Origin of the sequence: Streptomyces erythrochromogenes, from assembly GCF_036170895.1 — a bacterium.
GTDB lineage: Bacteria > Actinomycetota > Actinomycetes > Streptomycetales > Streptomycetaceae > Streptomyces > Streptomyces erythrochromogenes.
The window spans coordinates 5,241,093-5,262,616 of sequence record NZ_CP108036.1; the positions used below are offsets into that span (position 1 = coordinate 5,241,093).

Consider the following 21,524-nt stretch of genomic DNA (forward strand, 5'->3'; position numbering starts at 1 on the left):
TTCATGCACATCCGTAAACCCCTCGCCGCAGCCGCCGCCACGGCCGCGCTGGCAGCCGGAGCGCTTGCCTCCTTCGCGGGACTCGGCACCGCCCAGGCCGCCGACGCCGCGGCCGGAGCCGCTGCGGGCGGCGTCCGCATCGCCTACTACGACCAGTGGAGCGTGTACGGGAACGCCTTCTACCCCAAGCACCTCGACACCCGGGGCATAGCGAGCAAGCTGGACGTCATCAACTACTCGTTCGGCAACATCCACCCCACCGAGCTCACCTGCTTCGAGGCGAACAAGGCGGCCGGCGACGACAACAACCCCAACGCCGGTGACGGCGCGGGCGACAGCTACGCCGACTACCAGAAGTCCTTCGGCGCGGCCGACAGCGTGGACGGCGTCGCCGACACGTGGAACCAGCCGATCGTGGGCGTCTTCAACCAGTTCAAGGAACTGAAGGCGAAGTACCCGCACCTGAAGATCAACATCTCGCTGGGCGGCTGGACGTACTCCAAGTACTTCCACGACGCGGCCAAGACCGACGCCTCCCGCAAGAAGTTCGTCGCCTCCTGCATCAAGCAGTACATCAAGGGCGACCTCCCGGTGGAGGGCGGCTTCGGCGGCGCCGGCACCGCGGCCGGCATCTTCGACGGCATCGACATCGACTGGGAGTACCCCGGCTCCTCCGGCGGCCACCTGGGCAACCACTACGGCCCCGAGGACAAGCAGAACTTCACCCTGCTGCTGCAGGAGTTCCGCAAGCAGCTCGACGCCGAGGGCGCGGCCAACGGCGGCAAGAAGTACATGCTCACCGCGGCCCTCCCGGCCGGCCAGGACAAGATCAAGTACATCGAGACCGACAAGATCGGCCAGTACTTGGACTACGCCAACATCATGACGTACGACATGCACGGCGCCTGGGACGGCGACGGGCCGACGTACCACCAGTCCCCGCTGTATCCGTCCGCGGCCGACCCGACCGACCCGATCGCGCCCGGCACCGAGAAGTACAGCATCGACAACGCCATCGACTCCTGGATCGACGGCAACCCGGCCTACGGCATCCCCGGCGGCTTCCCCGCCAACAAGCTGACCCTGGGCTACGAGTTCTACTACCGCGGCTGGAAGGGCGTCCCGGCCGGCACCACCAACGGCCTCGCCCAGACCGCGACCGGCGGCTCCGCCGCGCGACCGCTCAGCCAGCAGGCGGGCATCGCGCACTACAAGGAGCTCGGCGGCATCGTCGACAACGCGGCGACCACCTTCTGGGACGACCAGTCGAAGTCCTCGTACTTCTACAAGGACGGCGAGTTCTTCACCGGCCTGAACCAGAAGTCCATCCAGGCCCGGGTCGACTACGGCAAGCAGCGCGGCCTGGCCGGCGCGATGATGTACTCCCTGCTCGGCCTGGACAACAACGCCACGCTGCTGGGTCAGATCTCCGACGCCCTGGGCGGCACCACGGTCCCGCCGACCACGCCTCCCACGACGCCGCCGACCACCCCGCCGACCACTCCTCCGACGACCCCGCCGACCACGGGCTGCGGCTCGACGCTGGCCTACGTCGCGGGCACCGTCTACACCGCCGGCAACGAGGTCTCCCACAACGGCCGCAAGTACAAGGCCCAGTGGTGGACGCAGAACGAGACGCCGGGCACCACCGGTGAATGGGGTGTCTGGAAGGACCTCGGCGCCTGCTGATCTCCCCCCACCCCGCGCCGAGCGACGCCCCCGCCCCGCCCCCTCTCCCGGGGGCGGGGCGGAGGTGTGTGACATGGTTGCCGAATTTCGGACACCGGGTGGTAGCGGTGTCGTTACGCTCGGCCACAAGCCCGTTTCCCGCTTGGGGGTGCCGTTCCATGGTCCTGGCCCGCGACATCGATCCCAGCGCCTCGCCGCTGGACTACTACAGCTACGAGCTGCGCCGGCTGAGAGAGGAAGCGGGCCTGAAGCAGTCGCAGCTGGGCGCGATCATCTTCTGCACGGGCTCCCTGATCGGCATGGTGGAGAACGGCCGCCGCGTCCCGACCAGGGACTTCTCGGAGCGGGTCGATGCGGCCCTGGGTACGGGTGGAGTGTTCTCCCGCCTGGTGGGGCTCGTCCTGCGCAGCCAGCTGCCGAGCTGGTTCCAGCCGTACGCGGAGATGGAGGGCCAAGCTGCGTTCATCTCCACCTACCAGTGCCAGCTGGTCCACGGGCTGCTCCAGACTGAGGCCTATGCGCGGGCCGTTCTCGGGGTTGAGAAGCCCGACAAGCTCGATGCCGCTGTGGCGGCACGCATGGATCGACAGCGCATTCTGAAGCGGGAGAGCCCGCCAGTGCTGTGGGCGGTGCTTGATGAAGCAGCTCTGCATCGGCAGATCGGAGGCCGCGAGGTGATGAGCGGCCAACTGGCTCATCTGCTGGGTCTCGTAGAGCGGCGATGGCTGGAAATCCAGGTGCTGCCCTTCAGCGCTGGGCAGCACGCTGGGATGATGGGCTCGTTCACCTTGCTGCGCTTCGACGGCGCCCCGGACATCCACTACAGCGAGAGCTACGACTCCGGGCACATGACGGCCAACGCGCAAGTGATCAAGGAGCGTTCGGTCGGCTACGCTCGCTTGCAAGCCGAGGCCCTCCCACTCCGGGCGTCGGCTGAGCTGATCGCTCGCGTAATGGAGGAACGCTATGGCAAGCATCCAGAAGCTGACGGGCGCACAGTGGCGTAAGTCGTCCTACAGCGGCTCCAACGGCGGCGAGTGCGTCGAGTGCGCACCCCTCGGCGGCGCCGCCTGGCGCAAGGCTTCCTACAGCGGAGGGACCGGCGGCGACTGCGTCGAGGTGGCCGCTCAGCCCTGCCGAGTAGCGGTGCGGGACTCCAAGAACCCCGACGGGCCCACCTTCACCATCGCCCCGGAGGCGTTCGCCGCTTTGGTGCGGAGTCTCTGAGGCAATCGCCCGTCAGCCCTGGGATGCGGGGCCGTCGGGAATGGTCGACGCTGGAAGAGCGGGCCTGTGGAGCCTCCGTGGACTTCTTCCGGTCAGGGCTCGCCGTTCCTCCCTCCCCTCGCGTGAGGAGTCGACCCATGCGCGACGACTTCCGTTTGGCGATCCGCGGAGCCCCGACCTACAGCCGGGGCGAACCGGTGTCCTTCACCTTCGAGCTGGAGAACGTCGGCGACAGGGACTACAGGCTGCTCGTCTGGAACACCCCGCTCGAAGGTGAAGTCTTCAACTTCCTGGAGGTGCGGTACGGGGACGACGTCGTTCCCTACGACGGGCGGATGGTCAGCCGCACCGACCCCGATGCCGACTCATACCGCACCCTTCGCGTCGGCGAGACCATCGTCGAAGAGCTCGACATATCGATGTCGTACGCGCTGGCCGAGCCCGGCGGGTACGAGGTCACCCTGCTGGTGCGGTTCGCCGACGTCATCCCCGCCGTCGGGACCGAGGTCATCACCGCACGCCCCAGGCACGAGCACCAAGGACTCACTCTCGGCCCGGTCAGTACGTCCTTCGAACTCCTGCCGGACGGCCCCCCTCGCTCCACGGCGGGAGAGCGAGCGCGCAGCGAGCAGCCAAGGGACGGCGCCCGGCGGATCGTGATCGACCCGGACACGGAACGGCCGTCGGCCCTGCTGCGGGACTTCCCCCTTCCCCCTGGATTCGCCGAGGTGTTCGCCGCGCACGACAACGCGTGCGCATGGCTGGACGCGTCCATTGCCGAGCTGGACAGCTGGAGCGGTCGGACGGACAACACCCTCTACAGGGAATGGTTCGGAGCGGACAGCGTTTCCCGCCACAAGACCGTGCGGGACCGCATGGCCGGGACCCGCGCCTGGATGAACAGGCGGATCACCTACGATCTGAGCCCTCCGAGCTGCGGGGCCAACACCACCAATTACACCCACCTCGGATCGGACACCGTCTACGTCTGTCCGGCCTTCTACGGGATGCCGGCGACCGGTACCGATTCACGGTTCGGGGCCATCGTGCACGAGTGGAGCCACGCGGCCACGAACGTCGACACCGACGACATCGTCTACGGCCTGCCGGCCTCGCGCACCCTCGCGATCAGCAACCCGGACAAGGCGGCGAAGAATGCCGACAACTACAGCTCCTTCGTCGAAACGCTCAGCCTCCGCATGCTGACCGCGCCCGTCTTCTGGCCCAACGGCAAGGTGTACGTGTTCGCGGGTGGCCAGTACTACCGAATCGACCCCGGCACCCGACGGGTCGACCCCGGCTACCCGCTGCCCATCAACCCGAACTGGCCCGGTCTGTGGAGCGACCGGGTCGACGCGGGTGTGGTGTGGCCCAACGGCAAGGCGTATTTCTTCCGCGACGGCCAGTACATGCGCTACGACATCGCGACCGACAAGGTGGACGCGGGCTACCCGCTGCCCACCGGCCAGTACTGGCCCGGTCTGTGGGGCGACCGGGTCGACGCGGGGATCGTCTGGAACAACGGCAAGGCGTACTTCTTCCGCGACGACCAGTACATGCGCTACGACATCGCAGCCGACAAGGTGGACCCCGGATACCCCAAGCCGATCGCCGGCAACTGGCCCGGCCTGTGGGGCGACGGCATCCAGGGCGCTGTGATGTGGAACGACGGCAAGGCGTACCTGATGCGCGGCTGGCAGTACGTCGGCTACGACGTCACGGCAGACCGGGTCGCGCCGGCCTATCCCCGGGCGATCGGCGAGAACTGGCCAGGCCTCTGGAGCGGCGGAGGCATCGACGCGGCGATCATGTACAACAACGGCAACGCCTACTTCATGCGTGGCACCCTCTACAGGGGCTACGACATCGCGGAGGACCGGGTCATCGACCCCGCCTACGTACTGACCATCGCCGGGAACTGGCCGGGCCTGTGGGACACCGTGGATTCGGGCATCCCGTGGCCCAACGGGAAGGTGTACTTCTTCCGCGGCCCGCAGTACATGCGCTGGGACATCGCGGCCAACCGGGTGGACCCCGGATACCCGAAGCCGATCGCCGGCAATTGGCCCGGACTCTGGAGCGACCGGATCGATGCCGCCGTCCTGTGGCCCAACGGCAAGGCGTACTTCTTCCGCGGCGATCAGTACATGCGGTACGACGTGGCCGCCGACCGGGTGGACCCCGGCTACCCCCTGCCGGTCAACCCGTACTGGCCCGGCCTGTGGGGCGACGGGGTCGATGCCGGGATCGTGTGGAACAACGGCAAGGCGTACTTCTTCAAGGGCTCCCAGTACATGCGGTACGACATCGCCGCCGACCGCGTCGACGACGGCTATCCGCTGCCCATCGGGTCGAACTGGCCGGGCCTGCCGGGCCGCACCGGATAGGCGCTGCTCAGACCCGCGGGTGCGCGGCCGGTTCGTCCGGCGCGGAGGCGGCGGTCGTCGCCGCCTCCACCCGGCGGCCGATCATGCGGGCGATCACGTCCGGGGCCACCGCGCGGGAGTACAGCCAGCCCTGGCCCGTGTCGCAGCCGACTCGGCGCAGCCGCGCGGCCTGTCCCGCGGTCTCCACGCATTCCGCGGTCACCGTGAGGCCCAGCCGGTGGGCGAGCTGGACCAGGGCCTCGACGATGGTCTCGTCGGCCGGGTTCGGGTGCGCGCCCTCGTCGTAGCGGAAGCCGCGTACGAAGGAGCCGTCCAGCTTCAGCACCGAGACCGGTAGCCGGCTGAGGTAGGCCAGGTTCGAGTAGCCGGTGCCGAAGTCGTCGATGGCGATGCGGACGCCCATGTCGCTCAGCGCCTGGAGGGCCTGGAGCGGCCTTCCGGCGGAGCCCATCACCGCAGACTCGGTGAGCTCCAGCTGGAGCAGCTGCGGCGCCAGGCCCGTCTCGGCGAGGATCTCCGCGACGTCGCCCACCAGGTCCGAGTCCCACACCTGCCGCACGGCGACGTTGACGGACACGAAGACCGGGGTGTCGCTGGGCTGTTCGATCTGCCAGCGGCGCGCCTGCCGGCACGCGGTCCGCAGGACCCACTGCCCCAGCTGGACGATGGACCCGTCCTCTTCGGCGATGCCGATGAACCGATTCGGCGTCAGCGTGCCGAACTGCGGGTGCCGCCAGCGCACCAGGGCCTCGACGCCGCGCAGCGCACCGCTCTCCAGGTCCACCAGCGGCTGGTACTCCAGGGCGAACTCGCCCCGCTCCACGGCCGGACGCAGCGTCGACGACAGTGCCTGCCGGGTCATGCGGTGCGCGTTGCGCTCCGGGTCGAAGAGGGTCCAGCGGGCCTTGCCGTCCGCCTTGGCCCAGTACAGGGTCGTGTCGGCGGCCTGCATCAGCCCCGTCGCCGAGGTCCCGTCCGTGGCCCGCTCCACCACGCCGATGGACGCGGAGACCGACAGCCGCTGCCCGGCCAGGTCGAAGGGCTCCTGTACGGCGGCCAGGACGCTGCGCGCCAGGTCCGCGAGCTGCTCGGTGCCGGTGGAGTCCTCCACGAGCAGGGCGAACTCGTCGCCGCCGAGCCGTGCGACCAGGTGCCCGCCCGTGCGCCCGTAGCCGGACTGGTCGGCGCACTGGGTCAGCCGGGAGGCGACGGCCGTCAGCAGCCGGTCGCCGACGCGGTGGCCGAGGGTGTCGTTGACGGCCTTGAAGCCGTCGAGGTCGAGGTAGCACAGGCCGATCCGGCCGGTGCCGCCCCCGTGGTCGTACGAGGACGCCTCCAGGGCGGCGGAGAGCCGCTCGAAGAACAGCGCCCGGTTGGGCAGCCGCGTGACCGGGTCGTGCATCTGGAGGTGCCGCAGCCGGGCCTGGAGGTCGCGCCGGTCGCTGATGTCGGAGACGGACAGCAGGACGTTCCCGGTACCCGGTACGGGCCCCAGGGTGACCTCGGTCCACAGCGAGTGCCCGTCGGGGTGCTTGAGGCGGCGGGTGCAGCGCAGCCGTGCCTGCCGGCCGCGCAGGACCTCCTGGTAGGCGGCCCAGGTGCGGGCCTCCGCGGCCAGGTCCACCAGGTCTGCGGCGCAGCGGTGGACGAGCAGGTGCGGTTCGCTGCCCAGCAGGCCGGCGAAGGCCTGATTGGCCGTCACCACGTAGCCCTCGCGGTCCACGACCGCCATGGCGAGGTGCGCCGCGTTGAAGGCGGCCCGGTAGTCGCGCAGCTCGGACTCGGCGCGATGGGGCGCCGAAGGCACTGCCGGCACTGCCGGGTGACGCTCCGTAGTGGCCGATCGGATGCTGTCGGCCGCCGAACCGGTTCCTTCTGAGGTTCCGCTCACCGTTGGCCCCGCAGTGTTCGTGAGTGTCCGTGCAGGAAAGTGTGCCGATCATAGAGGCTGCCGGGAGGCCCTATCCAGCGGCGTCACCGGTTGAGACGCGGGAGTTCGGCGTGATGACGGATCGTCGGACCAAGATCGCGTGATCGTTTCTGCGCGCCGATGAGCGGGACGGGGTCCCTGCTGATCCCGGGTGATCGGTCGTGACGTTCTGTAGGCACCCGCGTGAAGTCCGGGGGTCACCGGCTTGCCTCGCCCCTCACTCGTGCGGGGCACTGGAACTGGGCATTAGTAAGACAATCGCCTCAAGGTGGCTAAACAGGTACTAATCCACCACCGGAGGTCGATGTGACGCGACAGCAGACACCCGGGGGAGTGGACCGCTCTCGCGTCCGAAGTACCGCCGCGGCGCTCACTTCCTTGACGGCGCTCGCCGCCATGTCGCTCGTCGCGGGTCCCGCGGTGGCCGACTCGGGTGCCGGGCCCTGCGCACTGACCCGCACGAGGGCGCACCACTCCCTGGGGCTGGACACCTGGAACGGCGCCTACCCCAAGCCCGAACGCACGCTCGACGCGGTGATGGTCTTCCTCTCCTTCCCCGACCACCAGGGCACCCTGACGCCCGAACTGCTCACCCGTGACTACTTCCCCGCCACCAGCGACTTCTTCGAGCAGGCCTCGTACGGTCGGTTCCGCCTGGTCCCGCACCCGCAGAAGCAGTGGATCCAGATGCCCCGGCCGTCCACCGCGTACGGGATAAAGCGTGACTGGGCCCCCGGTGACCGGGCCGCCTACCTGCGCGACGCGGTCGCCGCCGCCGACGCGCGGGTGGACTTCGGCAAGTACGACGTCGTCTACTTCGTCGCCGACCCGGACGCACCCGGGGTGGACTCCGACGCCACGAAGGTCGTGAACTTCGACCGCCCGATCGTCGCGGACGGCGCGGAACTGCGCCGGATCGTCACCGTCTTCGAGCGCCACCCGCCGGACCGCAACGTCCTGGCCCACGAGACCGGGCACGTCTTCGACCTGCCGGACCTCTACCACCGGCCCACGGACGGCAAGGGCGACTGGGACACCTACGTCGGGGACTGGGACGTCATGGGCAGCCAGTTCGGGATGTCCCCGGACCTCTTCGCCTGGCACAAGTGGAAGCTCGGCTGGCTGGACGCCTCCCAGGTGGACTGCGTGCAGTCGGGCTCGTCGCTGCACACCCTGCAGCCGCTGGGGCAGGCCCCGCCGAGCGGCGGCACGGGCGGGACCCGGCTCGCCGTCGTCCGTACGGGGCCCGGCAGCGCGATCGCCGTCGAGGCGCGTGGCTCGTCCGGCAACGACGGCGACACCTGCACCGAAGGGGTCCTCGTCTACCGGGTGCGCAACGAGGCGGCGTCGGGCGGCGGCCCCATCGAGGTGCTGGACGCGCACCCGCAGACGGAGGCCTGCTGGGACCGCTCGGTGTACCCGCCGCTGGCGGACGCTCCGCTGGAGGTGGGCGAGACGTACACGGTACCGGGGGAGCGGATCACCATCGAAGTGGCCGACCGCACCCGGTCCGGCGCGTACACGGTGAAGATCACGACATGACGAAGAAGGCCCCCCACTCGCGTGGGGGGCCTTCTTCCGTCTGTGCGCCGCCAGGGACTCGAACCCCGGACCCGCTGATTAAGAGTCAGCTGCTCTAACCAACTGAGCTAGCGGCGCTTGCTGACGAGGAAGACATTAGCAGGAGGATCGGCGGAACGAAAAATCGATATCCCCAGGTCCCGTCGCTGCGGCGGTGCGGGCCGCCCGTACGAAGGCCCAGAGCAGGGCCTCGGGCCCGGGGAGCCAGGGCTCCCGGGCATCGGGGGCCACGAGCCACCGCGACGGGCCGGGGACGGCGGCCAGCGGCGGCACGGTGACGGCGTCGCCGCGGCCGTGGCACAGGGGCGCCGGGGCGCTGCGGGAGGCCCCCCACTCCTCCCACGCCAGCAGGGCGGGCAGCCGGTGGGCGGTGCCGGGGGCTGCGAAGAGCAGCATCCGGCCGCGGTGCACGGCGACCGGCCCGGAGCCGGGGCCCTCGGCCCAGAGCAGGTCCAGGACGCGGCGCCCGAGGACCAGCGGGACGTTGACGACGTCGAAGGCGTTCCCGCAGGGCAGCGTCGCCGGCAGCCCCGGCCGGGCCTCCCACAGCGCCAGGGTGCGCCGGGGGTGCGCGGAGGCCGAGGCGAGCCAGGCGGCTCCCTGCGGAGTGACGTGCGTGGCGGGCGCGGTGCGCGTGCGCTCGCCGGGCGCGTGGAGGGCGGTGCATCCGTGGGCCGTCGTCAGCGTCGTCATATGCCAAGGTCTACCCGCCGTAGCGATCCGAACTCCCGGAGTTACCGAAAACTCGGACAGGGCGAGTAGGTCTGGAGTACATTGCCCCCGCATATGACAGTCGGCTGTCACGCCAGGTCGGCGCGGCCTCGCTGGAGGGTCTCGCCGAATTCGATCATCTTGAGGGCGTAGTCCTCGGTCCACTCCGCCCGTTCGGCGATGGCCCCCGGGGTGAGCCGGTCGAAGCGCCGCGGATCCGCCAGCTGCGCCGCGGCCAGGGCCTGGAACTCCACCGCCCGCTCCTGCGCCGCCCGGAAGGCCAGCGTCAGCTCGGTCGCACGGGCCAGCAGCTCGCGCGGGTCCTCGATCGACTCCAGGTCGAAGAAGTGCTCCGGATCCGCCACGGCCTCCGAGGGCTCGAAGAGCAGCGGCGCCGGCCGCAGCCGTCGCTCGGTCCGCTCGGGCTCTGCCATTCCTGTCCTCCTGCTGCGCGTGCGAAATCCTTCCGGGCCACCGTCCATTGTCCAACGCCCCGCAAGAGCGCGCCCCGACGGGTCGGAACACCTGTGCGGCCGATGGGGCGCGCGTGCAGAGGGGCGGACCGAGTGGCGGGGGAGTCGCTCAGGTGATCGGCCGTCAGTCGCGCACTGCGGAAAGACCACCCGGCCGGGGGCCGCTCAGACGGTGGCGACGGCTGCCGCGGCGAGCTCCGCCTCGCGCCGGGCCGCCAGCTCGGCCACGTCGGCCAGTACGGCGGCCAGCTCGCCCGCGAGGGCCTCGGGGGCCTCGAAGCCCTCGGCGCCGATCAGCTTCGGGATGCCCGGGATCGCGACGGAGTGCTCGGCGGGCAGCATGCCGAGGCGGGTCAGGACCGGGAGCAGCATCTCGGCGGCCGGGGCGCCGCCGGTGGGGCCGGCGCTGTAGCTGACGATGCCGACCGGCTTGCCCTTCCACTCGTTGTAGAGGAAGTCGATGGCGTTCTTGAAGGGCGCGGTGAAGCCGCCGTTGTACATCGGCAGGACGAAGAGGAAGGCGTCGGCGGAGTCGACCAGGGCGCTCCAGTCGCGGGTGTGCTGGTGGGCGTAGTTGCCGGTGGAGGCGTACTCGGGCTCGTCCAGGAAGGGCAGTGCGATCTCGGCGAGGTCGACGGGGGTGACCTCGAAGCCGCCGTGCTCGCGGGCCCGGCCGGTGACCCACTGGGCGAGCGGGCGGCCGGAGGAGGTGGGGCGGGTGGCGGCGGAGACGACGTGCAGGCGGGTCATGGAAGCGACTCCCGGTCGGTACGGTTGTTGATGTGTCATCTATCAAAGCGTTATGTGAGTGACGTGTCAACAAGGTAGATGATGTGTCACCGATCTGGCTAAAGTGGAAGACATGACCCCCGCATCCGAGCCCCGCTGGCTCACCGAGGCCGAGCAGGACGCCTGGTACGCGTGGCGGCGGATGTTCCCGCTGGTCAACGCCGAGATCGCACGCGACCTGGGCCAGGACAGCGGGCTCTCGGAAGCCGACTACGACGTGCTGTCCGTACTCGGCTCCACGGACGGCCACCGCATGCGGATCAGCGCACTGGCCGAGCTGATGCAGTGGTCCCGCAGCCGGCTGTCCCACCAGCTCACGCGCATGGAACAGCGCGGCATCGTCCGCCGCGAGGACGTCGCGAGCGACGGCCGGGGCGCCGAGGTGGTCCTCACCGGGGCCGGGGTGGCCGCGATCACGGACGCCGCCCCGCTCCACGTCGAATCGGTGCGCCGCCACCTCATAGACGTCCTGAGCCCGCAGCAGCTCCAGACCCTGGCCGAGGTGGGAGAGGTGTTCCGGCACCGGTTCTCCGCCCACCGCAAGGGCAGGGACTGAACGGACCGGGCGCCCCCTACGGCCGCCAGGACACCCGGTGCTCCGCCAGGTGCGCCAGGACCGAGTGGTTCGCCTCCCAGCCGTCCGGGAACTTCACCGTCACGCCCAGCTGCACCGGCTCCGTCGACGGATGGTCGTCCAGCAGCTCCGCTATGCCCGCCCGGGCCACCACCACGCAGGCGTGCCGGTGCCGCGAGGCCAGCACGCACAGCCGGCCCGTCTCCAGGTGGAAGGCCGTCGCGTCCGGGCGCCCCGACAGCGGGTGCAGCACCACCGTGAGGTCGTACTCGCGGCCCTGCAGCCGGTTCGCCGTGTCCACCGTGACGCCGGAGACCCCGAGCGAGGCCAGCGCCGCCCGGACCGCGGCCGCCTGGTCGCGGTGGGCCGTGCCGACCGCGATCCGGTCGGCCGTCAGTGCCACCGGGCCCGAGGTCTGCTCGTCGGAGGTCACCGCACCGCGGTCCAGGGCCCGGCGCACCACCAGGGCCACCGCGCCGACCGCCTCCGGGTCGGTGCGCGGCGTGTGCCGCGCGGGCAGCTCCAGCAGGCCCCAGCCCGCCTCGGCGGCCTCGTCCAGCACCCGGTCCGGGCCCGACCCGTCCGAGGGCACCCCGTACGAGAGCTTCCGGTCGCCCGGACCCGTACCGCTGCGGAACTGCGTGTACGGGTAGAACGCGCGGGAGACCAGCGGCGCCGCCGTCGCCGGGAGCCGCCAGGACACCGGCAACCGGTGCTGCGGCAGCTGCGGGTTGTGCGCGAGCAGCGTGCTCACCGCCGACGCCGACGGGTCGTAGGACAGCCCCGCCCACTGCTCCGCGCCGACCACGCTGAACGGGTCCAGCTGGCCCGGGTCGCCCACGAACAGCGCCCGCTCGAAGAGCCCGGCCACGGCCAGCAGCGCGTCGGAGCGCATCTGGTACGCCTCGTCGACGATGGCGTGCTGCCACGGCTCGACGTCCTTCACGAAGGCCCACTTCGCCGCCGTGGAGATGGTGATCGGCAGCTCCGCGAGGTCCCCCGGCTTGGCCGAGAGGGTCACCGACGGCAGTTCCCGCAGCGCCGGATCGTAGGAGTCCCCCTCACTGCTGTGCAGCCGGCCGACCTTCAGCTCCGGATCCTTGTCGGCCAGCCGCAGCACCAGGTCGTCGACCTGAGCGTTCGTCTGCGCCACCACCATCAGCCGGCGCCCCGCCGCGGCCAGCTCCCGGGACGCGCGGACGACGAGCGTGGACTTGCCGGCCCCCGGCGGGGAGTCGACGACGACACCCCGCTCGGTGCCGTGCAGGGTGTCGTGCAGGATCGCGGCGGTCGCCCGGGCGGCCGCGGCACCCGGGTCGAAGGCGGCGGGCGCGGACACAGGAGTCACAGGATGTCCTCGTCGGTGACGGCATCGGGAAGGTGGACGGCGGCCCCGGACCCCGGCGGGCCGCCATGGGTCCACGGCGTCTGCTCCGGGTCCGGGAGCTTCGGGCCGCCGCGCGCGTCGTGCTCGAAGAGCGTCCAGCACACGCGGTCGCCCTCCTCCGGCACGGAACCCGGCTCCGGGTCCCGGCCGCGCCCCATCTTGTCGAGGAGCCGCAGCACCACCTGCCCGCCCTCCTCGAAACGGACGAACTGCGCGCTCTGCGGTCGCCCGTCCAGCGACCGGTACACCTTCGTGCCGGCGCCGTCCGCGAGCTGCGGCCGGTCCTCCGTGGACACCGTCACCAGCGGCCGCGGACTCGGCCGCTTCGACTCCGTCCACTCCATCACCACCTCGGTGACCTCGCCCGCGAACGCCTCGCCCGACAGCCGCCGCCCCGCCATGACCAGCGGATCGTCCAGCGCCTCCTGCGCGTCCAGCCGTACCTGCTCCGTCTCCCGCGTGGCCAGCTTCTGCGCCGCGGTCACCGCGTCGTCGCGGCGCGGCTGCGGCGGCTCGCCCGCCCGTACCCGGTCCCGGTGCCCGGTGTACGACCAGCGGTCGCGCGTCCAGCGCTCCTCCGCCCGCTCGCCCGGCGGCAGCGCGCGGACCAGGTCGATCGCCTCCCACGTCGCCCACCAGGTGCTCGACATCTGGTTCACGACCAGTCGGCGCACCGCCCGCTCGGCCGTGCGCACCTCGCGGTCGTCGTCCCCGGACCCGGCCGCCAGGGCCGCGCGCGCCGCGTCGTAGCGGGCGATGGCCGGCGCCAGCAGCTTGTTGTCGAAGGCCGGATCGGTCGCCGGGCCGGCCGGCGGGCACAGCAACTGGCCGTGCTCGTCACGGCCCAGCTCCGCACGAAGGGCCGCCTCGGCCCCCGACCCGCCCGGCGGCGGGGCGATCCACGCCATGAGCGCGCCCAGGTGCTGGTCCTCCAGATTGCTCTGGCCCGTCGCCCAGTGCCGGGACAGCAGGTCCGTCGCCGACAGCAGCATCGAGGACCCGGGCACCCGAGCCCGCTCGCCGAGGTGCGTGAACCAGCGGCCCAGCAACGGCACCCTCGACGGCGCCGGATAGGGATTGTCCGGATCCTCCTCCGCGGTGCGCCGGAAGCGCATCGACCGCCCCAGCAGGCGTACGTACTCGATGCCCGCCCGGCTCGGCACGATCAGCTGCGGGGCGTCCACGCACAGCTCGGTCTCCACCTTGACCCGCTTGCCCGTCTCCGGGTCGGTCTCGCTGCGCTCGGCCGGCTCCACGTCGTCGGCGTACGCGTCGATGTGCGCCAGCACGTGGACCGCCAGGTCCGCCAGGAAAGCCCAGCGCAGGTCCCGGTCGCGGGGCTGGGGTATCACGAAGACCCGCGGCTCGTTCGGATCGGTGCCGACCAGCGCGCCCAGCGGGGCTCCGGCCTCACCGGCCGTGGTCAGCGGCACGAAGACGAGCGGCTTGTCGCTCAGGTGGCGGTGGCGCACCGTCGCGAGCGGCTGGGCGCGGCCGGCGCGGACGGCCTCCAGCCGGGCCAGGGTGCTCAGCAGGGGCATTCGGGGGTCTCCGGGACGTGCGGACGGGGAAGGGCGGCGGCCGGCTCCAGCGCCTCGGCGCGCAGCCGGGCCGCGCGGTGCAGGGCGGCGGCGGTGGGGTCCTCGGCGCAGCCGGCGCCGGCGGCCGCCGCGAGGGCCTCCTCGACGGTGGTCAGCGCGCCCAGCTCGCCCCGTACGGACCGGCCCAGAGCCGTCACCTCGTCGGCGGCGCGGGCCCGCTCCCGGCAGTGGAAGGCCAGCTCGCAGGCGGCCAGGCACTCGGGCGCGTAGGCGGCGTCCACCGCGGACACCGCCTCGGCCAGCTCCTCGGCGGTCCGCTCCGGGTCGAAGCTGAGCCCCTCGGGCAGCGCGGCGGCCAGCTCCTCGACCCGCGTCAGCCGGTCCAGCTGGCGGCGGGTCACCGAGCGCTCGCGTCGGATGTCGACGGGGGCGGCGGTCGGCAGGTTGGAGAAGTCCTTCGGGCAGACCAGCAGCACGGTGTGCCCGACCTCGGCGCCGGCCAGCTTCCCGGCGATCCGCTCCAGGGCCAGGACGTAGACGGCGGCCTGGCGGGCCGCCGCGCCCACCTTCGCCGCGTCCGCGGCCGCGTCGATCATGGGGAACGACTTGATCTCCACCACGGTCCAGCGGCCGTCGGGGTGCACGACGACGGCGTCCGGCTCCAGGTACGCCGGGGTGCCGGCCACCTCCAGGGCCAGCATCGGGTGGTCCAGCAGGGTCCAGTCCTTCGCCGAGGTGGCCTCGCGCAGGGCGAGGGCGGTCCGGGCGGCGCGGCCCTCCGGCCCGGCGGCCGTCAGGTCGGGGACCAGGGCGCCGGCCCCGGGCGGCTCGGCGGCCGTGTCGAGGTGCGCGTGCACCAGCCGCAGCAGCTCGGCCCCGCCGTCGCCCTTGACCTTCGCCTCGAAGGAGTTCCCGCGGACGATGGCGAACTGCGACTGACCGAAGGCGGCGGGCGAGCCGAGGGCCGTGGCGAGGGCGTTCTTGTCCACACCGGCGCCGTCGAGCAGTGCGCGTCTGCCGCAGCCGGGGTTGGCGGCGAGGGCCGCGAGCGCCCGGGCGTCGAGCGGGCGGGGCGGCACGGAGGGGCCTCGCAGGCCGGCGAGCCGCTGCCGCAGCGTGGTCGGCTGCGCGGGGCTGCTGGGCGGGTAAGAGCTCACCCGCGGAAGTGTCCCATCCGCCACTGACAATCGTGTGCGGAGCGCGGAAACGGGCCGGTGGGAGAGCCGGGCGGGGGCGTGATGGATGATGGACACACGAGGAAACCATCGTAAAAACGCACAATCTCGCACTGATCGGGAGATTCGCATGGCCCCCCGCATCCTGCTGGCCCGTCACGGCCAGACGGCGTGGTCCCAGCTCGGCAAGCACACCGGACGCACGGACGTGCCGCTGCTGGAGGAGGGCAGGCAGGGCGCGAAACTGCTCGGCGAGCGCCTGGCCCGCGACCCGTGGCGGGGCCTGCCCGGCCTGGAGGTGCGCACCAGCCCGCTGCTCCGCGCGAGCGAGAGCTGCGACCTGGCGGGCTTCGGCGCCCGGGCCGAGCCGTGGGACGCGCTGCTGGAGTGGGACTACGGCGACTACGAGGGCATGACCCCGGCCGAGATCCAGGCGGTCCGGCCGGGCTGGCTGATCTGGCGCGACGGCGTCCCGGGCGGCGAGTCCGTCGCCGACGTCTCGGCGCGCGCCGACGAGGTGGTGGCGTGGGCGCGCTCGGCGGAGCGGGACGTGCTCGTCTTCGCCCACGGGCACGTCCTGCGCACCCTGGCTGCGCGCTGGCTGGGCTTCGAAGCCTCCTTCGGAGCCCGGATCCGCCTGGAGCCGACGTCCCTCTCGGTCCTGGGCTGGGCGTACGGGGCGCCGGCGCTGGAACGCTGGAACGACACGGGCCACCTGGACGTGTAGCACTGGCTTCGGCGGATCGGGCCCTTCCGCTCCCGCGGGGGCAGCAGCTTGAGGGCCGGCCCTCGAACCCGCCCTTTCCTGCAGACCGGGATCCGGGCGCGGTGCCGTTCCCCTCCCGGGGGGCGGGCGGATCCGGGCGCGGTGTGGCCGGGCCGTGGCGTCGCGGTACAGCGGAATCCATGCCCCGTGCGGGCGGGTCGCGGTGCCGTTCCCCTCGCGGGAGGCGGGGCGGATCCGGGCGCGGTGTGGCCGGGCCGTGGCATCGCGGTACGGCGGAATCCAGGGCGGGTCGCGGTGCCGTTCCCCTCCCGGGGGGCTGGGCAGATCCGGGCGCGGTGTGGCCGGGCCGTGGCGTCGCGGTACAGCGGAATCCATGCCCCGTGCGGGCGGGTCGCGGTGCCGCGGAGGGGTGTCTCCTCGGCTCGCGCCAGGCGGGCACTTCTCGGTTGTGCGGGGTGGTTGCGCGCTCGTCCTGCGGGGACACCCCTCCCCGTCCCCGCTCCAGCAGTACGAGCCCGGTTCCGGGGCGCCATCCGTGCCGGCCCGGAGCGCGCAGTACGGGCGTATCCCCCTGCACGGGCAGGAGTACCGGAGCGCCGGCGTGGGGTGGGGACACGGCGGAGTGTCCCCGCAGGACGAGCGCGCGACCCAGGCCGCCTCGCCGAGACACCCCGCACGCGCCGAGCCGAGGAGACACTCCGGCGGGGCACCGCCCCACCCGGCCGCACCGAAGCCACCCCGCGACAACCGGCCACCCCCGGCGGGAGCCACCTGGCACGCGCCGAGCCGAGGAGACACTCCGGCGGGGCACCGCCCCACCCGGCACATCCCGCCCCGCGGAAACCCCGCAACCCGGCGGTAGCCGAGCCGAGTCATCCCGCCCGCGGAAACCCGGCCACCCCGGCGGGAGCCGACGGGTTCAGGCGGTCACCCCGGCGGGAGCCGAGCGGTGGCGGGTCAGGAACGCGCCCACGCGGGGGGACCGCTGGTGGGGGACCAGGGTCGCGGCCGTCTCCGCGAGCATCGAGCGGACCCGCGTCGACTGGACCTCGCCCAGGAGGTCCAGCACCCGCCCGCCCGCCCACGCGGCCTCGTCGGGGGCGTCCGCCCGCGCCAGGTCACCGGCCAGCTCGGCGGTGTAGAGGGCCACGTTCCGGGCGAAGTGCGGATCCTGGAGGTCGGCCGCCCGCCGCGCGTGCCGCGCCGCGCGGGCGTGTTCCCCGAGCGCCGACCAGCACCGCGCCTCCAGCGACTCCAGCTCCGCCTCCCCGAAGAAGGACATCCACTCGGGGTCGGCCTCCGCCGGCCCCCGGGAGAACTCCCGGTGCGCCCGCGCCAGCGACTCCTCGCAGGCCTTGCGGTCCTCCAGACCCGCCCACCCGCCCGCCTCCCGCAGGGCCAGCAGTGACAGCAGTCGGGGCGAGCCGAGGGAGGACGCGGCGCGCCGGCCCGCCTGGGCCGCGCGTACCGCCTCGCGAGCGCGCCCGGTGTCGCGGGCCAGGAAGGACATGTTGCTGAAGGCGTGCGCCTCCAGGCCCGAGTCCCGCGCCACCCGGGCCGTGGCCAGCGCCTCCGCGTAGTGCGAGCGGGCGTCGTCGAAGCGGCCGGAGTCGTGGGCCAGCCAGCCGACCGAGACGGCCAGTTCACCGGCGCCCGAGTGCAGCCGGTCCTCGGTGGACTGCCGCGTCGCCCCGGCGTCGAGCAGGGCGTAGGCGGTGCGCAGGGGCTCGGAGGCCCGGCGGTACAGGGCGTCCGCGCCGTGCCGGTCGTCCAGGAGCCGGATCCGGCGTACGGCGTCCTCGACGGCGGCGGCCTCGGACTCGCCGGCGCGCGCGGGCAGCCGGCGGTTGTCGCCGAGCACGGTGAGGCCGAGCGTCGCGGCCGCCACGGTGGCGGAGCCGCCCGCCATGAACGCGCGACGCAGCACGTCGCTCTCCTTGGCACTGGAAGGGGAACGGGGGACGGAGCAGGAGGAGGGGCCCGGGCCGCGTTGCGCGGCGCGCCCGCGGACGCTCTCGCGGGGGGAGAAGCCCAGGTCGGCCAGGGTGCGGCCGGGGAACATGTGGAGGAAGACCCGCTCGTAGGCGTAGTTGGGGCAGCGGATCTCGCCGGACTCGACCCGGCCGATGTAGCGCGCGTCGCAGGAAACCGTTTCTCCGATCTCCTTCGCCGCCCGTCGTACCAGGGCCGCGAACTCGGCAGGGGAGTGCTGCCCGCGCAGCCGCCGGAACGTGGAGTTGGGTGAGTGGGGGAACGCCGCCATGGACGTGACCTCTCTGGCAAGGAACGCAGCGCCGGTGCGGTGGCTGGTGCAGTTGGGCCCGGCGCGCATGAACGTACCGCCAGCGACGGGGTGTTCACGCGATGTTTAGCTACAAAACGGATATCTCACCCGTGATCCGCCATGAACTGCCATCCTTTGCGGCGTCTTGGTGCCGCACCCGTTGACGTTCCCGTGCGTTGAACCCATGCGGATACGGATCGAGGAGGGGTTCCCCTTGGTGGAGGCCGGCATGGAGAGCACTGGAACGAACACCGCGCCCGGGCCCGGCGCGGGCCCGGACCTGGACCTGGTGACCGTGCCCGCGCGGCAGGGCCTGGAGGCGGTGGACATCATCCGCCGCTCCGCCGGCCGGTCCGGCCCGGTGGGGCCCGTCCTGCACGACGGGTCCGGCGACACCCTCGGCTTCCTCGTCCCGTCCGGCACCGCCGACGCCTGGGACCTCCCGGGCAGCGCGTGTACGCAGACCAACGGGCGCGGGATGCGCTTCGGCGACGCCGTCTCGCCCACCGCGGGTGCCACGGGCTGGCTGCTCCCGCCGGAGGCGGTCGGGCCGGTCACCGACCCCGAGGTGCTGCGCGCGGCGCTCGGCGAGGCGGCCCGGCTGATCGAGGCCGCGGACAACTGCCGCTGACCGCTCCCGGCCGGCCGGCCCGCACAATGGGGTGGTGGCAGGCAAGGACAGGAACAAGGGCAGGCAGCGCGGGCGGGGCGGCGCGGAGGCGGTCGTCGGGCAGGTGGACGGCGGCCGGGCGGAGCTGGAGCCGGACCGCGAGCGCCCCGGCGCCTGGACCCTGCTGATCGACGGCGCCCCGCAGTCGCACGTGGACCTCGACGATCCCGCGTACCTGGACTTCTCCTACCAGCGGCGGATCGGCCACCTCATCGATCTCGCCGCGCCCGCACGCCAGCCCCTGAACGTCGTGCACCTGGGCGGCGGCGCCTTCACCCTCGCCCGCTACACCGCGGCGTCCCGGCCCCGCTCCACGCAGCAGGTCGTGGAGATCGACGCCGCCCTGGTGGCCTTCGTACGGGAGCACCTGCCGCTGGACCCGCAGGCGCGGGTCCGGGTCCGGGCGGTGGACGCGCGGGCCGGCCTGGCCAAGGTCCCGGACGGCTGGGCGGACCTGGTGATCGCGGACGTGTTCAGCGGGGCGCGCACCCCGGCGCACCTGACGAGCACCGAGTTCCTGGACGACGTACGCCGGGCCCTGGCGCCCGCCGGGTGGTACGTGGCGAACCTCGCGGACGGGCCGCCGCTGACCCACCTGCGCGGCCAGATCGCGACGGCGGCGTCCCGCTTCACGGAGCTGGCGCTGGCCGCGGACCCGGTGGTGTGGCGAGGGAAACGTTTCGGCAATGCCGTGCTGGTCGCGGCGGACCGGGAACTGCCCGTCGCCGAATTCACCCGCCGGGTCGCGAGCGACCCGCATCCGGGCCGGGTCGAGCACGGCCGGGCGCTCGCGGACTTCGCGGGCGGCGCGGCCCCGGTCGCCGACGCCTCCTCGGTGGCCTCGCCGCAGCCGCCGTCCTCCGTCTTCCGCTAGGCCGCCTCTTGCGCCGTCACACGGAAGGGCTCCCGAGTTCTTCTGCCACCCGGGCGAAGGCGCGCACGACCCCGCTCCGGTACGTGGTGCTGGACCACACGAGGGCCCACTGGGTGCTCGGGGCCTCGCGGAGCGGCACGTAGGTGATGTCCGGATGGGAGAAGTACCGGGTGGAGTGCTCGTGCAGTGGGCTGATGACCTTTCCGTCCGCGACCAGGGCGAGGACCTCCTGGATGGTGCACGCGGCCGGACCCCGCTTGATGAGGCGCCCGTTCGGTGTCCGCCGCGGCGCCAGCGCCTCCCCCCAGTAGGGCGGCGCCATGCTGCCGATGTCGGCGACCGGGTGGCCGTCGAGCTGCTCCCAGGTGACGGAGTCCAGGCAGGCCATTTCGGACCCGGTCGGCACGGCGAGCACACGCCCTTCGGTCAGTACCACCGGGCCGACGATCAGATCCGGTTCCTGGACCGGCAGCCACAGGACCTGGGCGTCGACTTGATTGGCGCGGAGGGGGCCGAACGGATCGGAAAGGCGGGACTCCAGCAATTGGACTTCACCGCCCGGATGGCGTGACCGGAATTCCTCGATCAAAGGCCGAATTTCATGCCCCATGGCTCCGGGGACTCCCAGCCGCAATGCTCCGCCCACCCCCTGGGCCGCGCAGTTGGCCCTCACGAGCGCGTCCTGGAACAGGTCCCGCGCATGTGCGAGGTCGTCGCGCAGGCGGCGGCCGATCAGCGTGAGGTGCACGGTGCGGGTGGTGCGCTCGAACAGGGCTGCCCCGGTGGCCCGTTCCAGCTTCTTGACGACCTGGCTGACCCGGGCCTGGGAGATGTGCAGCCGCTCGGCCGTCCGCCCGAAGTGGAGCTCGTCCGCCAGTGCCAAAAAGACCTCTACGTCTCGCAGTTCCAAGTCGGAGCCCCCGGTTATTGATAAATCGCGCTTATCGAGATGGCCCCAGATCTTACGTAGATCCCCCTCCGGTCAACTGGATAGCGTGAAGTCGGCCAGTGAGGCAGATTCATCGCAAAAGGGAGCCATTCCAACCATGCACAAGCTCGTCAGGGCTGCAGCGACAGCAGCCTCCGCCACCGCCCTTCTCGCACTCGCCGGGGCCCCCGCGGAGGCGTCCGCCACGGCGTACAACACGCGCACGGTGACCCTGGCCGCGAACCCGAAGGAGGGCATGCCGAACGCCTGTGTGACCAGGGAGATCTACCTTGCGGCCGGCGACTACACGTGGTCGCAGGTCCTCGGCGGCGCGCGCGTTCCCAACCGTGACATCCACCTGGTGGCCGGCTGGTACATGTGGAACGACTGCATGATCCCCTACGACGGGTACTACAACCAGCACTCCTGGCTGTCCAAGCAGGGCTCGGCGACCGCCACCCTGGCCGACACCGGCCGGCTGCACCTCTCGGGGACCTACACCTTCGGTTCGGAGCTCGCGCCGAAGTCCTGAGACAGGGTGTGATCCGTGCAGGGCCGGTGCCAACGGGGGTGCGGC

At 72.2% G+C, this 21,524-nt stretch carries 18 protein-coding genes, 1 tRNA gene and 1 pseudogene; 10 read left to right on the forward strand and 10 right to left on the reverse strand.

Translation table 11 applies throughout. From position 1 onward, the window contains the following. Positions 1–3 precede the first annotated feature (3 nt). The 4 genes from OHA91_RS24000 (at position 4) to OHA91_RS24015 (ending at position 5,303) form a co-directional block, all read left to right on the forward strand. Positions 4–1,689 carry a glycosyl hydrolase family 18 protein gene (locus OHA91_RS24000; protein WP_328739986.1) on the forward strand — a complete coding sequence of 562 codons (1,686 nt, stop codon included), beginning with the start codon at positions 4–6 and terminating at the stop codon, positions 1,687–1,689. Positions 1,690–1,847: 158 nt separating this feature from the next. Then, a complete protein-coding gene (locus tag OHA91_RS24005; RefSeq protein WP_266500926.1) occupies positions 1,848–2,696 on the forward strand; it encodes a helix-turn-helix domain-containing protein in 849 nt (282 codons plus the stop codon). Beyond that, positions 2,656–2,916 (forward strand): DUF397 domain-containing protein, encoded by a 261-nt coding sequence (locus tag OHA91_RS24010; protein ID WP_328739987.1) that lies wholly within the window; start codon positions 2,656–2,658, stop codon positions 2,914–2,916. The genes OHA91_RS24005 and OHA91_RS24010 overlap by 41 nt, the downstream gene beginning before the upstream one ends. Positions 2,917–3,053: 137 nt before the next feature. After that, positions 3,054–5,303 (forward strand): hemopexin repeat-containing protein, encoded by a 2,250-nt coding sequence (locus OHA91_RS24015; protein ID WP_328739988.1) that lies wholly within the window; start codon positions 3,054–3,056, stop codon positions 5,301–5,303. 7 nt (positions 5,304–5,310) lie between these two features. On the opposite strand, the gene OHA91_RS24020 is transcribed toward OHA91_RS24015, so the two are convergent. After that, positions 5,311–7,194 carry a putative bifunctional diguanylate cyclase/phosphodiesterase gene (locus OHA91_RS24020; protein WP_408059180.1) on the reverse strand — a complete coding sequence of 628 codons (1,884 nt, stop codon included), beginning with the start codon at positions 7,192–7,194 and terminating at the stop codon, positions 5,311–5,313. 345 nt (positions 7,195–7,539) lie between these two features. Here OHA91_RS24020 and OHA91_RS24025 point away from each other — a divergent pair, with 345 nt between their 5' ends. Then, the gene (locus OHA91_RS24025; RefSeq protein ID WP_031145301.1) at positions 7,540–8,775 is read left to right on the forward strand and encodes a M6 family metalloprotease domain-containing protein; all 1,236 of its coding nucleotides are present in this window, start codon (positions 7,540–7,542) and stop codon (positions 8,773–8,775) included. Positions 8,776–8,818: 43 nt separating this feature from the next. Here OHA91_RS24025 and OHA91_RS24030 read toward each other — a convergent pair. The 4 genes and pseudogenes from OHA91_RS24030 to OHA91_RS24045 all read right to left on the reverse strand — a co-directional run bounded on the left by OHA91_RS24030 (position 8,819) and on the right by OHA91_RS24045 (position 10,748). Beyond that, a tRNA-Lys gene (locus OHA91_RS24030) sits at positions 8,819–8,892 on the reverse strand. Then, positions 8,883–9,507 (reverse strand): annotated as a pseudogene (locus tag OHA91_RS24035) (bifunctional DNA primase/polymerase). Before OHA91_RS24035 ends, OHA91_RS24030 begins: the two are co-directional and overlap by 10 nt. 107 nt (positions 9,508–9,614) lie before the next feature. Then, positions 9,615–9,959, reverse strand: coding sequence for a hypothetical protein (locus tag OHA91_RS24040; RefSeq protein ID WP_031145303.1), 345 nt, complete (start codon positions 9,957–9,959; stop codon positions 9,615–9,617). A gap of 204 nt (positions 9,960–10,163) precedes the next feature. After that, entirely contained in the window at positions 10,164–10,748 is a 585-nt protein-coding gene (locus OHA91_RS24045) for an NADPH-dependent FMN reductase (protein WP_031145305.1), read from the reverse strand. Between the two features lie 112 nt (positions 10,749–10,860). Here OHA91_RS24045 and OHA91_RS24050 point away from each other — a divergent pair, with 112 nt between their 5' ends. Beyond that, complete coding sequence (locus tag OHA91_RS24050; protein WP_031145307.1) at positions 10,861–11,343, forward strand: MarR family winged helix-turn-helix transcriptional regulator; 483 nt, start codon at positions 10,861–10,863, stop codon at positions 11,341–11,343. A 16-nt stretch (positions 11,344–11,359) separates the two neighbouring features. Here the strand turns inward: OHA91_RS24050 and OHA91_RS24055 are convergent, their stop codons facing one another. From OHA91_RS24055 to OHA91_RS24065, 3 genes are read right to left on the reverse strand one after another with little or no spacing between them, the layout of a single operon-like run. After that, positions 11,360–12,709 (reverse strand): AAA domain-containing protein, encoded by a 1,350-nt coding sequence (locus OHA91_RS24055; protein ID WP_381629408.1) that lies wholly within the window; start codon positions 12,707–12,709, stop codon positions 11,360–11,362. Next, positions 12,706–14,289: a hypothetical protein gene (locus OHA91_RS24060; protein ID WP_266500940.1), complete on the reverse strand. Its 1,584-nt coding sequence runs from the start codon at positions 14,287–14,289 to the stop codon at positions 12,706–12,708. Before OHA91_RS24060 ends, OHA91_RS24055 begins: the two co-directional genes overlap by 4 nt. Beyond that, complete coding sequence (locus tag OHA91_RS24065) at positions 14,277–15,446, reverse strand: hypothetical protein (RefSeq protein WP_328739989.1); 1,170 nt, start codon at positions 15,444–15,446, stop codon at positions 14,277–14,279. The genes OHA91_RS24060 and OHA91_RS24065 overlap by 13 nt, the downstream gene beginning before the upstream one ends. A 148-nt stretch (positions 15,447–15,594) precedes the next feature. Here OHA91_RS24065 and OHA91_RS24070 point away from each other — a divergent pair, with 148 nt between their 5' ends. Next, positions 15,595–16,191 carry a histidine phosphatase family protein gene (locus tag OHA91_RS24070; RefSeq protein ID WP_031145315.1) on the forward strand — a complete coding sequence of 199 codons (597 nt, stop codon included), beginning with the start codon at positions 15,595–15,597 and terminating at the stop codon, positions 16,189–16,191. 919 nt (positions 16,192–17,110) lie between these two features. On the opposite strand, the gene OHA91_RS24075 is transcribed toward OHA91_RS24070, so the two are convergent. Then, positions 17,111–18,454 (reverse strand): tetratricopeptide repeat protein, encoded by a 1,344-nt coding sequence (locus OHA91_RS24075; RefSeq protein WP_266500944.1) that lies wholly within the window; start codon positions 18,452–18,454, stop codon positions 17,111–17,113. Positions 18,455–18,704: 250 nt separating this feature from the next. Here OHA91_RS24075 and OHA91_RS24080 point away from each other — a divergent pair, with 250 nt between their 5' ends. Together OHA91_RS24080 and OHA91_RS24085 are read left to right on the forward strand one after the other, a co-directional pair. After that, positions 18,705–19,106 (forward strand): hypothetical protein, encoded by a 402-nt coding sequence (locus OHA91_RS24080; protein ID WP_031145320.1) that lies wholly within the window; start codon positions 18,705–18,707, stop codon positions 19,104–19,106. A 34-nt stretch (positions 19,107–19,140) separates the two neighbouring features. Next, on the forward strand, positions 19,141–20,019 hold the full coding sequence (locus OHA91_RS24085; protein ID WP_328739990.1) for a spermidine synthase: 879 nt from the start codon (positions 19,141–19,143) through the stop codon (positions 20,017–20,019). A gap of 16 nt (positions 20,020–20,035) precedes the next feature. Here the strand turns inward: OHA91_RS24085 and OHA91_RS24090 are convergent, their stop codons facing one another. Further along, positions 20,036–20,929: a LysR family transcriptional regulator gene (locus OHA91_RS24090; RefSeq protein WP_328739991.1), complete on the reverse strand. Its 894-nt coding sequence runs from the start codon at positions 20,927–20,929 to the stop codon at positions 20,036–20,038. A 136-nt stretch (positions 20,930–21,065) separates the two neighbouring features. On the opposite strand from OHA91_RS24090, the gene OHA91_RS24095 reads away from it, so the two are divergent. Further along, positions 21,066–21,479: a hypothetical protein gene (locus tag OHA91_RS24095; RefSeq protein ID WP_031145326.1), complete on the forward strand. Its 414-nt coding sequence runs from the start codon at positions 21,066–21,068 to the stop codon at positions 21,477–21,479. Positions 21,480–21,524: the final 45 nt, after the last annotated feature.

Excerpts from the sequence above, each read along its gene's own strand:
- OHA91_RS24000 (WP_328739986.1), top strand. The coding sequence starts at position 4 with ATGCACATCCGTAAACCCCTCGCCGCAGCCGCCGCCACGGCCGCGCTG.
- OHA91_RS24005 (WP_266500926.1), top strand. The coding sequence starts at position 1,848 with ATGGTCCTGGCCCGCGACATCGATCCCAGCGCCTCGCCGCTGGACTAC.
- OHA91_RS24010 (WP_328739987.1), top strand. The coding sequence starts at position 2,656 with ATGGCAAGCATCCAGAAGCTGACGGGCGCACAGTGGCGTAAGTCGTCC.
- OHA91_RS24015 (WP_328739988.1), top strand. The coding sequence starts at position 3,054 with ATGCGCGACGACTTCCGTTTGGCGATCCGCGGAGCCCCGACCTACAGC.
- OHA91_RS24040 (WP_031145303.1), bottom strand. The coding sequence starts at position 9,959 with ATGGCAGAGCCCGAGCGGACCGAGCGACGGCTGCGGCCGGCGCCGCTG.
- OHA91_RS24045 (WP_031145305.1), bottom strand. The coding sequence starts at position 10,748 with ATGACCCGCCTGCACGTCGTCTCCGCCGCCACCCGCCCCACCTCCTCC.
- OHA91_RS24050 (WP_031145307.1), top strand. The coding sequence starts at position 10,861 with ATGACCCCCGCATCCGAGCCCCGCTGGCTCACCGAGGCCGAGCAGGAC.
- OHA91_RS24060 (WP_266500940.1), bottom strand. The coding sequence starts at position 14,289 with ATGCCCCTGCTGAGCACCCTGGCCCGGCTGGAGGCCGTCCGCGCCGGC.
- OHA91_RS24070 (WP_031145315.1), top strand. The coding sequence starts at position 15,595 with ATGGCCCCCCGCATCCTGCTGGCCCGTCACGGCCAGACGGCGTGGTCC.
- OHA91_RS24075 (WP_266500944.1), bottom strand. The coding sequence starts at position 18,454 with ATGGCGGCGTTCCCCCACTCACCCAACTCCACGTTCCGGCGGCTGCGC.
- OHA91_RS24080 (WP_031145320.1), top strand. The coding sequence starts at position 18,705 with ATGGAGAGCACTGGAACGAACACCGCGCCCGGGCCCGGCGCGGGCCCG.
- OHA91_RS24095 (WP_031145326.1), top strand. The coding sequence starts at position 21,066 with ATGCACAAGCTCGTCAGGGCTGCAGCGACAGCAGCCTCCGCCACCGCC.